The following is a 1,586-nucleotide window of genomic DNA, read 5'->3' as shown; positions in this document are numbered from 1 at the left end:
GAGACTGTGTGAAAACACCTCCGGGGTCTGACAAAATACCCGTATCGCAAGATACGGGTATTTTTTTATGCGCCATCTGGATGGAGAGTCTCGAGAACAGGGCAGTTTGCTGCCTGACACCCTGGATGACTACGTCGCTGAGGATCACCCCGTTCGGGTGATTGACGCATTTATCGATAACCTGGATTTGGTCGATCTGGGCTTTTCAAAGGCCGCCACCAAAGCCACGGGGCGTAAACCCTATAATCCTGCTGACCTTCTTAAACTCTATGTTTACGGCTACCTTAATCAGGTCCGCTCCAGTCGCCGCCTGGAAAAAGAATGTCACCGAAACCTGGAAGTCATCTGGCTGATGAAGCGCCTATCCCCTGACTTCAAGACCATAGCGGACTTCCGCAGAGAGAATGCCACTGCCATCAAAGGAGCTTGCAAGGCCTTCATCCAGTTCTGCCGCCAGGCAGACCTGCTGACCGGCCGCTTGGTGGCTATCGATGGCAGCAAGTTCAAAGCCGCAGCCAGTAAAGACCGTGCACTGACCCGCAAGCAACTGCGTGAGCGGCGCAAACGCGTGGAACGGCTGGTCGACATGTATCTGGGGCAATTGGCCAAAGCCGATGGAGAGGACATTAACGTCGAGATGGAAAGCGACCGGGTCCAACGCGCTCTGAAGCAACTGAAGGCAGAGGGCGTCCAACTGGATGACATCGAATCTGAGATGGATGAGCGCGAGAGCAATCAGCATTGTTCGACGGAGCCTGAGGCTAAGCTGATGCGTTCGGGGCGCGAGGGCACCGTGCTGGGCTACAACGTGCAGACAGCAGTAGATGCGGACAGTGGCTTGATTGTGCACCATGAAGTGACGGACCGCAGCGCTGATACCCAAGATCTGCAACCGATGGCAGAAGGAGCCAAGGAAACCCTGGCAGCAGATAACCTGGCAGTGGTGGCGGATGCGGGCTACTCCAATGGCGAGCAGCAGGCCGCCTGTGAATCCCAGGGTATTGAAGTGGCGGTGCCGAGCCGGAGAGCGGTCAATAATCAATCATCAGAGTTCTTCCAGAAATCGGAATTCCGCTACGATGAGGAGAGGAACAGCTTCACCTGCCCGGCGGGAGAGGAGCTGCGATATACGACCTATAGCAGCAAAGACAAGATGCACCTTTACAGCCGCACGGGCTGTAACGGTTGCGCGCTACAGGCCAAATGTACCAAGGCGGATCGTCGCTGGGTGAGCCGGCACTTCCACGAGGAGGCTTTTGCTCTATCCGAGGCCCGCCTGGCTGAAAATCCAGGCTTGATGGGGATCAGAATGGCGGCGGTAGAACGCCCATTTGCCGTCCTGAAGCAGATAATGGGGCTCAGGCGGTTCCTCTGCAGAGGTATGGAGGGTGCCAAAGCGGAGATGGGGCTTGGGATATTGAGCTACAACCTGGCCAGAATAGTGAATGAGGTGGGTGTGCCGAGGTTGCTGGCGGCGATGAGGTAATACACCCCCTGAGAATCAGGTACCGAAAAGAGAAAAGCCCAGCTGAAATCAGCTGGGCTTTTTAGTTCAAGGCCGCTAGAGCGTGTTTTTACACAGTCTC

Annotated in this window: 1 protein-coding gene; it reads left to right on the top strand. The window is 55.7% G+C overall.

The genetic code is table 11. The annotated features are described in order from the left end of the window. The first annotated feature begins 67 nt into the window (after positions 1–67). Positions 68–1,486 carry an IS1182 family transposase gene (locus F0M18_RS19880; protein ID WP_149613214.1) on the top strand — a complete coding sequence of 473 codons (1,419 nt, stop codon included), beginning with the start codon at positions 68–70 and terminating at the stop codon, positions 1,484–1,486. Positions 1,487–1,586: the final 100 nt, after the last annotated feature.

This window comes from Pseudohalioglobus sediminis (genome assembly GCF_008370495.1).
Classification (GTDB): domain Bacteria; phylum Pseudomonadota; class Gammaproteobacteria; order Pseudomonadales; family Halieaceae; genus Halioglobus.
The sequence above is the reverse complement of the archived record's forward strand: the minus strand, read 5'-3'. Positions and strand labels throughout refer to the sequence as shown.